This window comes from Sphingobium chungbukense, assembly GCF_001005725.1.
GTDB classification, from domain to species: domain Bacteria; phylum Pseudomonadota; class Alphaproteobacteria; order Sphingomonadales; family Sphingomonadaceae; genus Sphingobium; species Sphingobium chungbukense.
The window spans coordinates 1-8,489 of sequence record NZ_LBIC01000020.1 but is presented as its reverse complement, the minus strand read 5'-3'; the positions used below and the strand labels follow the sequence as shown (position 1 = coordinate 8,489).

6 protein-coding genes and 1 riboswitch are annotated in these 8,489 nt (G+C 58.4%); of the genes, 4 read left to right on the top strand and 2 right to left on the bottom strand.

All coding sequences use genetic code 11. The features are described from left to right. Window positions 1–18: 18 nt before the first annotated feature. Window positions 19–95, bottom strand: a riboswitch (cyclic di-GMP riboswitch). A gap of 356 nt (window positions 96–451) precedes the next feature. Then, window positions 452–1,258, bottom strand: a complete 807-nt coding sequence (locus tag YP76_RS24805) for a SapC family protein (RefSeq protein WP_084733346.1) — start codon at window positions 1,256–1,258, stop codon at window positions 452–454. A 493-nt stretch (window positions 1,259–1,751) separates the two neighbouring features. On the opposite strand from YP76_RS24805, the gene YP76_RS24800 reads away from it, so the two are divergent. Genes YP76_RS24800 through YP76_RS24790 form a run of 4 tightly spaced genes read left to right on the top strand, consistent with a single transcriptional unit; the run spans window position 1,752 to window position 5,375 of the window. Beyond that, window positions 1,752–2,954 carry an AAA family ATPase gene (locus tag YP76_RS24800; RefSeq protein WP_046766072.1) on the top strand — a complete coding sequence of 401 codons (1,203 nt, stop codon included), beginning with the start codon at window positions 1,752–1,754 and terminating at the stop codon, window positions 2,952–2,954. Further along, on the top strand, window positions 2,951–3,979 hold the full coding sequence (locus tag YP76_RS24795; RefSeq protein ID WP_046766071.1) for a ParB/RepB/Spo0J family partition protein: 1,029 nt from the start codon (window positions 2,951–2,953) through the stop codon (window positions 3,977–3,979). Before YP76_RS24800 ends, YP76_RS24795 begins: the two co-directional genes overlap by 4 nt. Further along, the gene (locus tag YP76_RS29125; protein WP_269748667.1) at window positions 3,976–4,098 is read left to right on the top strand and encodes a hypothetical protein; all 123 of its coding nucleotides are present in this window, start codon (window positions 3,976–3,978) and stop codon (window positions 4,096–4,098) included. Before YP76_RS24795 ends, YP76_RS29125 begins: the two co-directional genes overlap by 4 nt. 2 nt (window positions 4,099–4,100) lie before the next feature. Continuing rightward, window positions 4,101–5,375, top strand: a complete 1,275-nt coding sequence (locus YP76_RS24790) for a replication initiator protein A (protein WP_046766070.1) — start codon at window positions 4,101–4,103, stop codon at window positions 5,373–5,375. 2,277 nt (window positions 5,376–7,652) lie between these two features. Here the strand turns inward: YP76_RS24790 and YP76_RS24785 are convergent. Next, window positions 7,653–8,489 (bottom strand): hypothetical protein (locus YP76_RS24785; RefSeq protein ID WP_046766069.1); only part of this gene is annotated, 837 nt, incomplete at its 5' end.

Sequence of the window (8,489 nt, the reverse complement as noted above, 5' to 3'; positions counted from 1 at the left end):
TGAGACATCAAACCTTCCTTCAGCAGCCCCGCTATCTCGCGTTGAGACCGGAGGTTTTGCGTCCCGCCGTCACCGCCGGTTTGCCATTTTTTCAGGAAGGGGGCCGGCGGTCTCCACCATCACCCTTCACTCGACCGTGAATAATGGTTAATGAATGCTTGTCAGGCAAGCATTTTCTAACTTACGAATGCATGTGTATTCTTGTTATTGCACTTCTATTCCATGGAACGATCCTCTTCGTCCCCTTCGCCAGAGTTCGAAGCGGCCTTTCGCACGGCGGACTAAATGTGCAGCCGCCATGTGATGGAAGCAACGCGCGCCACGCTCACATTGCGTGCCCGCCGGAACCTCGACGCCCATTGGACGCAGGCCTGGGGCCGGCGTCCAGTTTGCCTGAGCAAAGCATATTCGTTCTCGGTCGCGATACTTCCGACGCAACGGCGGCTTTTGACTAGGCCGCCTTTACCATCTGGTCCTCGACCTCGCGCCGGCTGACGGCGAGAATATCCCAGTTCGCCTGCGACGCGATCTGCGCGAAGATGGATGGCAGGGCCCCTGCCTCACGCAGCCTCAGGAAGTCGTCCGGAGCAAGGGCGTCCAGCCGGGCTCGGTCGATTGTCCGATATTCAAGCAGAAGGTTGGCCGTTGCTTCTCCAGGAGGTGTGTAATGAACCTGCTTGACCTCGAACAGTTCAAGCTCGAGGAGCAGGCCCACAAGTATCCGGGTGCGCGCTTGGGCGGCCTCGTAATTCTCACAAAACTCCAGGGCCTGGCGCGTCAGCACAGTAGGCTCGTCGCCCTCGAACAACGCGGCAGCACCTTCATCCCCGACCTTTGCCACACGGCTCGAGCCATGATCCAGACAGAGGATCAGGGCGTCGCTGCCCTCGTCACGCGCAAACACGAAGGGATAGCGCCGGAGATAGGCGGGCACGTAGGCATCCGGACGATAGCCGCCCTCCGCGACAAAGAGGTTTCGTTCGGCGTCGAGGCCAGTCACGACATAGGGTTGATGATCCTCACCGAAGAACACGATGGGATAGTCGAGAGCGGCGCGCTCAAACTCGTCGACGGCGATCTGGACCATCGGCGCCTTCCGAGCGAAGGAGAAGTCACCCGGTCCCACATGCACTGCTACGTCGCGGTGTGTGGCGCTATGGACGGCCCGGGGGTCGTGATAGAGTGGCAAGCTGCCCCTGACCTTCGCACCGGTAGTGGACGCGTTCCCCTTCTTCGCCTTCTGCTTGGTTTCCGACATAATTCCCCGTCTGGATTGTAGCGTTGGGCGTCATGATTATTTCACCCATCGCCTTCTTGTAACGCCAATGCCTGCATCCGCAAGCATTTGTCGAATGCGCCGAAGATGAGATCAATATTCGTTATGATTTGGCGCAACGTTCGGTGCGGACCTTGCCTCGAGCATGAGCAGTCGCGCCCGACCACGGGCTGCCAAGTGGAGCATCGGGAGGGAGCGATCGAGGCCTGTCGTCGATCACGCGCCGGGAGGAGCGCGGCGGGGAAAGCGGATCCAGTTGCGAGCCTGTCTTTCGCAGCATCTTGCGCCAAGCAAATATGCTTCGTGACCCATGCGGGAAAACGGAGCCGGTTCGGGCCAAATCGAGATTCAGGCCAGCGGTCACGTAACCCGGTTTGGAAAATTCCGGAAAAACCGGCGATTTATTGACAACCATCCGTCAGTTACGTAATTTATTGGCAACCGTCGCACCTTAGCGATTCGGCCCGGGGGCTCCATGATCGATACGATATCCAACCTCAGAGCCATGGTCGACAATGGCGAAGCCTTAAGTTCCCAGCTCAAGAAGGTCGCCTTTCGACCTCGTGCGCGTAAGCGGCTCGAGCTCACCTTCGGTCCGGGCCGTGCGGCTGACCTCATCGGCCGCACGCCCGAAGCCCTGGCAAAGGCCGAGGCCAAGGGCCGCCTGCCCCAACCCAAGATCGGTTCGAACGGGCGCCGCTACTATACCCTGGAGGATCTGACCCTCATCCGGCAGGGCTTGGGCATTATTCCAGGCAAGCAGTCCCATGAGCCTGCGGTCGTCCTTGCTGTGCAGAATTTCAAGGGTGGTGTCGGCAAAAGCACCATCACCAAGCATCTGGCGGATTATCTTTCCCTGCAGGGGCTGAGGGTCCTGGTAGTCGACTGCGATCCGCAGGCCTCGACCAGCTCGCTCTTCGACGTTGATCAGGAAGAGCTATGGGAAAGCGAAGAGACGCTCGCCCATTTTCTCGCACCAACCGCGCCCCTGAACGATTTTCGACTGACCATCCGGGACACGGCCTGGCCCACGACGAAGATAGTTCCCTCGAGCCTGGGACTCGGCGAGATTGAATGGCATATGGTGGCCGGCGCGGAGGGCCGCCAGGAGATCATGCGCCGCTTTGGCCTCTTGAGGTCCGGCATCAGCCAGGTTCGCCGGGAATTTGACGTCATTCTTCTCGATCCGCCGCCAGCGATGGGTTTTCTGGGGATGAATGTGATGGCGGCCGCGACGGGCCTTGTCATACCAGTGCCGGCACGCCAGCTCGATTTCCTCTCGACGATACACTTCATGACCAACATCGCCGACACGCTGGAGTCGCTCCAGGGTTATGACATGGGCGTCAATTATGATTTCATCCGGGTGGTGGCGTCGAACTATTCGCGCTCGGCGGACGGGGAAACCGGAATGCTGAGGATCCTGCAGCAGATGTGCGGCACGAACATGCTTACGAACCCCATACTTGCATCGGAAGAGATCAAGAACTCGGTGCAGGAGTTTCGTTCTGTGTACGAGTCCGACAAACCCATTTCTTCTCACAAGACTTTCACGCGCTGCCGGGACAACCTGGATCTGGTGTTTTCCGAAGTCCTGCACGTGATCCGGCAGCAATGGCCCTCGACGAGCATGACGGGTTTCGATGACCGTCGCCTGCTGGACGGGGAAGCGGCATGAGCAAGCGTGCGATTTTCGACGAGGTCATAGCGAACACCGCTGCCGGCCAAGGCGACGGGGTGGGCGAACAGGAGGTCGCCTCACGTCCACGCAAGCCGATGAACTTTGCTGCGCGGCGGCTGGATAATTTCGAGGAAGCAGCAAAGCTCCTCAAGAAGCCGGCTATCTCGCTCAAGCCCGACGAGGTCTCGATCTGGCCGGGCAACGCCCGGGATTACGCGGCCCTCACAGAAGAGCGGGTCAGAACGCTCATTGACTCCCTTATCGCGGAGAACGGGAACCGGATCCCGGTGATCGTGCGCCCGACACCCCTTGGCGACAAGCGCTATGAGTTGGTGACCGGCACCCGGCGCCATTGGGCGGTCGCCTGGCTGAACGCCAATGATCATCCTGAAATCAGCCTTTACGCCTCGATCGAGGATTTGACGGACGAGGCAGCCTTCCGGGTCGCCGACATCGAGAATCGCGAGCGTGAGGACATCTCCGATTATGAGCGCGCGATCAATTACAGGGAAGCATTGCATGCCCATTATGGCGGGGTGCAGCGCCGGATGTCGGAGCGGCTGAAGCTCAGCCCTGGCACATTGTCGCGCTATATCGCGCTTTCCGAAATGCCCGCGACGATCGTTGCGGCCTTCGGGTCGCCTCGTGACCTGACGCTTCACTTTGCCAAGCCCCTCCTGCCTCTGATGGACGACAGGGAAAAGCTCGCGCGCATGGAACAAGCCGCAAGCACCATTTCGGAGGAACAAAGCCTCAAGCAGAGCTTTGAGGAGGCGGTCATTCCGGCAGGCGAGGTGGTTGCCCGTCTGCTGGAAGCAGCCAACGCCGTACAGGCCCGGCCTCGACGGCAAAAGCAGACGCTATGCACTTCTGCAGGGAAGGAATTTGGCATTGTCGAACGGGACAGGGCTACGGAACTTGTCGTCAAGATCGTGCCCACGGAAAGTTCGATTGAAGAGCTGATCGAAGGGCTCCGCGCCACGATAGAGCGTTCGCGGATCTGGAACAGGACACGGGCATGACTGCGCCGATTGCATCTTTTCCAAAAACCTTGTTTCAGAGATTTATCTCTTTAAAACAGCAACTTAAGCCGATGTTGCCTTCGGCAACATCTCGCCTTGCCGGAGGGCTTGGACGCTAGAGATGGCTGAATCGGCACCCTCTCTTGGTCGGCAAGTGCAACTCAGTTTCGAGATGTTTACGCCCCTGCCCGACTTCGGGGATATGTCGCTGCGTGATTATCAGGAGACAATGCAGCGTCCGTTTTTTTCGCTGGCCAAGAAGCGCGTCAAACCTATTCATTATCTCAGTCCCAATGGCCAGGTCAGCGTCCATGTGTCAGCCAACCCTCATTATGGGATGGCGACGATATGGGATGCTGACATCATGATATTCTTTGCGTCCTATCTTAACGAGCAGAGACAACGTTCCAACCAGCTCTCCCCCACCATCAGGGTTCACCCTGCGGACATTATGAAGCTCATTCGCAGAGACACCTCCGGACGGGCCTATGAACGTCTTCGAGATGCGCTTGACCGCCTGCAGGCCACGACAATCAAGACCAATATCTGCGCCAAGGGTAAGTCGCGGGAAGTTACGTTCTCATGGATCGACAGCTGGACCCAGTTGATTGATGAGCGACGTAACAAGGTACTTTGTATCGAAGTCACACTTGCAAAATGGTTCTTCGACGGGGTGCTTGACCAGAAATCCGTACTTTCGGTACATCCAGCCTATTTTGACCTCAAGGGGGGCATTGAACGCTGGCTTTATCGCGCGGCGCGAAAGCATGCAGGCGGCAACGGGCCGGACGGTTTCACTATCGGATTTGACACGTTGCTGCAAAAGAGCGGCAGCGAGCAGAGCGCCGCCAAGTTTAAGGCATCGCTCATGGCGATCGCGCGGGCAGACGCTTTGCCCGAGCTCCATATTGAAGTCCGTGATGAAAAATCGGCCAACCCAAAGCTCTGGATGGTGATGCGCAAGGACTGGGATGGCACGGGGAAGCCCCCCTCGCCTGCGCCTAACTCGTCAGCACAGACCCGGCCCAAGCGAGGACCGGTCTCATTCGTTCCGCCGCCGTCGGTTGATAAGGCCGATCTTGTGTCACCGGAGGAGATGGCTGCTCTTGTCGCAAGCACGGCGCAAGGGTTTCGCGTAGCAGATGCCCCCGGAAGAGCGCCTGCACGGACCCCACCGCGTCGGCAGGGTAACACGGCGAAGGATGTTATAGATCCGGAGACCTATGCGGCGATACGTCGTGATTTCCCCGGCTGGGATCTTGATGTCCTCATGGCGCGGTTCGACAGCTACATCGCCAAGAACCTCTCCGAACTTCCAGCCAACTATTCAAAGCGCTTCTATTTCTTCATGAAGAGCCATCATCAACGCAACAAGCACAATCTGCCGCGCGCCTGAGGCGGCATCCTAGCAAGCGTGAGCTACGACATGCCGGCGTTTCATGCGTTCGCTAAAGCCCTGATCCTGGCCAAGCCAGATCACCTGGAAACGCGCTGGCGCCCCTCTCCCCCAATATTGCGCCCCTCCCCTCCCCTTCCCGCTCACATCTGGTAGTCGCGAGCGACGAAGCCATTGCCACGAGTCCATCACTGAGACAGGCCCTATGCGGCGCGGCATTCGCACGCCCATCAAGCGGCCCGCCATCCGGATCCGGGAATCAACACACCGACAAGACATCTGATCGTGCTATCGCGGATATGAAAATCCGATGCCATCTTCTGCTCCGTGCATCCCGCTAAAGCTTGTTTTCCAGCCATTTTGTGCCCTCGGACAAAGGGTGACGGCCCGATGCCCGATAGCACGTTCCGGCCAGCAGAGCGCAGATGCATCTCAGGCAGAGCCCGATCCAGCCATCACGCCCCCGCAGCCCAGCAGAAACGAAGCCGTTCCAAGCGCTCCGAGCAGCGACTCCATCAGCCATCGCCGCTTTGAGAGAGAAAAACCCATGTGCCCCTATTCGGGCCGGGATCTAAGAAGAAAATAGTAGCGTTACGGTTGAATAGCTCTGACTTCCTTCCTTCTCCACAAGATCGATCTAGCATTGGCTCGAATGCCAAAAACGGCATATTCCCGTGTATTATCTGTCACTTAGGCAATATGTTGCCGAAGGCAACTTCGTGCTTACACCACCCATCCGTGCCCCTATTACCGCATCGAGGATGGTGCCTTCCGGCAAGTGCCTTAGTTACCGACCCATGATCCGCCGGTAGAACTGGCGCGATTCCCATCGCGGCTTTGTCTACCCTCCCTCTGTCGACAGCGATCCTGCCAAAGGCCGGCGCCAGTTCCTCATAATGTCGGAGTTGCAACGCAGCAGATAAGAAGCGGGATGCGGCTATGAATGGAACGGGGAAAGGGCAAGCAGACTGAGTCAGGGCGGCCCAAAGCCCAGGTTCAGCCGGCATGTCTCTCCAGATTATTACAGCGGATGAGGAATAAGGTTCAGGGCGTGACCAGCCGACCAAAACCAGCGCTGCTGGAGAATGCCAGGCGCCGGAGCGGGGAGGGGCTATACGGCCGCAGCTGAGTGTAAAGATCGCGCAGAGCCCACCTCCTAGCCCGCGCTATGCGGCGCCCCAGCATCTTTCCGCGCGGATCCGCTGCACCTGCGGAATTCCGAACTGGCGCCTGTCCATCCAGGTCCGGGGCGCCAGACACCCAAGGCCTAGGGGGATATTCCGTCATTTCAGCGGAATCTCGTGATCTTCCCGTTCGAGTCCTTGCAATGTCATAGTGCGACATGAGCGACGCCGGGCCCGGACAGTCACCTATCCTCGATAGCACGATGACGAAGTCTCGACCATATCTCCGCCGCATGCAGAACCGGCCGTGATAGCACGATAAAGGCGACCTCAACGCCCGATTCAGGACGAATTTCATGATGTCTCTCTCCAGCATTCGCTACGGTTTATGGAGATTTTCAAGCCTTTCATCGTGCTATCGCACCCCGCAAGTAGAAGCCGGAGAGGGGGTGCTCGTGCTATCAAGGATTCATCTTCGTGCTATCAGAGATCTCGTCCACGTGCGATCAGGGATGATCTATCGTGCTATCGCATCCCAGAGTTCAAGGCCGAATCGTGGAAGAAGCGCGAGTCGGAAGGTTCAAAACGACCTCTAACATCCTAACCTATTCCTAAATCTCTAACTTCCTGCGCCGAGGCGCCTGGATTTTGAATTTAGTTTAGGAAAAGAATGATCGATGCTTTGCGGTGCCTTGAACATATCAAGAACGGACTGGGCATACGAGCCTCAAGACGCCTTTCCGTTGCTCGCTCCTCATCTTGCTGACCAATCTAGACGTTCCCAGGCTCCCGGGCCTATCCGGAAAATCACCAAACTTTCTTTTGCACCAGATCTGCTACTACGAGATCGGCAGCTCGTAAGCCGTCAACAGGCGGCAGCGTTAATCGAATGTGGACTGCTGACCGGAATTGATGCGTACACCATCGTCCTGGAACTCGCCTGGACGGGCCACCCAAAGACCATGGGATGAGCATGCGAACCGCTGGGCCTCGGCAAAATGGTTCGAGATGCGCTGATCGCCGTGCCAAGCCGGACCGGGAACATGCGTCACTCTGGCCTTGCGGCAAGGCACAAGGAGATAGTCCTCAGGAGAACCCATCATAACCGACAATCTCGCTCGCGGAACCCCGATATGTCGCTAAGGCTTGGAAGCTACAGGGTAAACAGGCCATGCTCTCGATCGGAGGACGTCTCGTCAGGAGACTTATGCGGGGCATCTGGAAAGGATACAGTCAGGCGGGTTGCACAGAAAAACGGTTCGAAGGATCCCCCATTGTTGGCGAGACGCCGCGTTACGAGTTGACGCAGCAGTTTCGCGGCACCCGCCTTGGTGGCTGGCAAGGCGCGAGCAAGCTGCGCCGGGGTAAGGGATCCCAGAGCGTACAACATCATCCAGCTAGGATAGAGCCGGGAATTCGACCGTTGATCAGGAAATTCCTTGGCGAACAGTGCGCTGGCGCGCGGCATCAAGGCGATATCGCACAGAGTGTTATGAAGAGCGTCGAGGAGGCCCGCCTTTGCATCTTCACGTCGCACGGCAGGACCTCGATCCGCCCTGAAAAGGCGGCGCTGGACGACGCCGGGGAAGGGGAGGGGGATCTCACCCAGATGAAATAGGGGCGCTTGGGCGGTAGCGACGAGGTTGATCGCCCAGCATGGACTGTGCGCCGTGGCGGACAGGGAATCCTCGCCAATATCGCGCGAATAGCGGAAGCTGTCGATCAGTGCGAGCAGCCGTTCGAGCGGCTCGCCCGGAAGGCTGGCATGGACAAGGGTTTCAAGAACCCCGTCGAGTTCAGACAGGCTCGACGCGATGATCCGCTGGGCCTCGGCCCGCTCGCCCGGCAAAGCGCGGATCGCCAATGTCCGGATCGTGCGGATTGCCTGGGCAAGCGGGGTCGCGCACGAGGGTAACGCATGCTCGATCAGGGTCAGAAAGGCATCGCGCTCTGCGGTGCATTCCGCGCCAATCAAGACTTTTCCGCGATT

Excerpts from the sequence above, each read along its gene's own strand:
- YP76_RS24805 (WP_084733346.1), bottom strand. The coding sequence starts at position 1,258 with ATGTCGGAAACCAAGCAGAAGGCGAAGAAGGGGAACGCGTCCACTACC.
- YP76_RS24800 (WP_046766072.1), top strand. The coding sequence starts at position 1,752 with ATGATCGATACGATATCCAACCTCAGAGCCATGGTCGACAATGGCGAA.
- YP76_RS24795 (WP_046766071.1), top strand. The coding sequence starts at position 2,951 with ATGAGCAAGCGTGCGATTTTCGACGAGGTCATAGCGAACACCGCTGCC.
- YP76_RS29125 (WP_269748667.1), top strand. The coding sequence starts at position 3,976 with ATGACTGCGCCGATTGCATCTTTTCCAAAAACCTTGTTTCAGAGATTT.
- YP76_RS24790 (WP_046766070.1), top strand. The coding sequence starts at position 4,101 with ATGGCTGAATCGGCACCCTCTCTTGGTCGGCAAGTGCAACTCAGTTTC.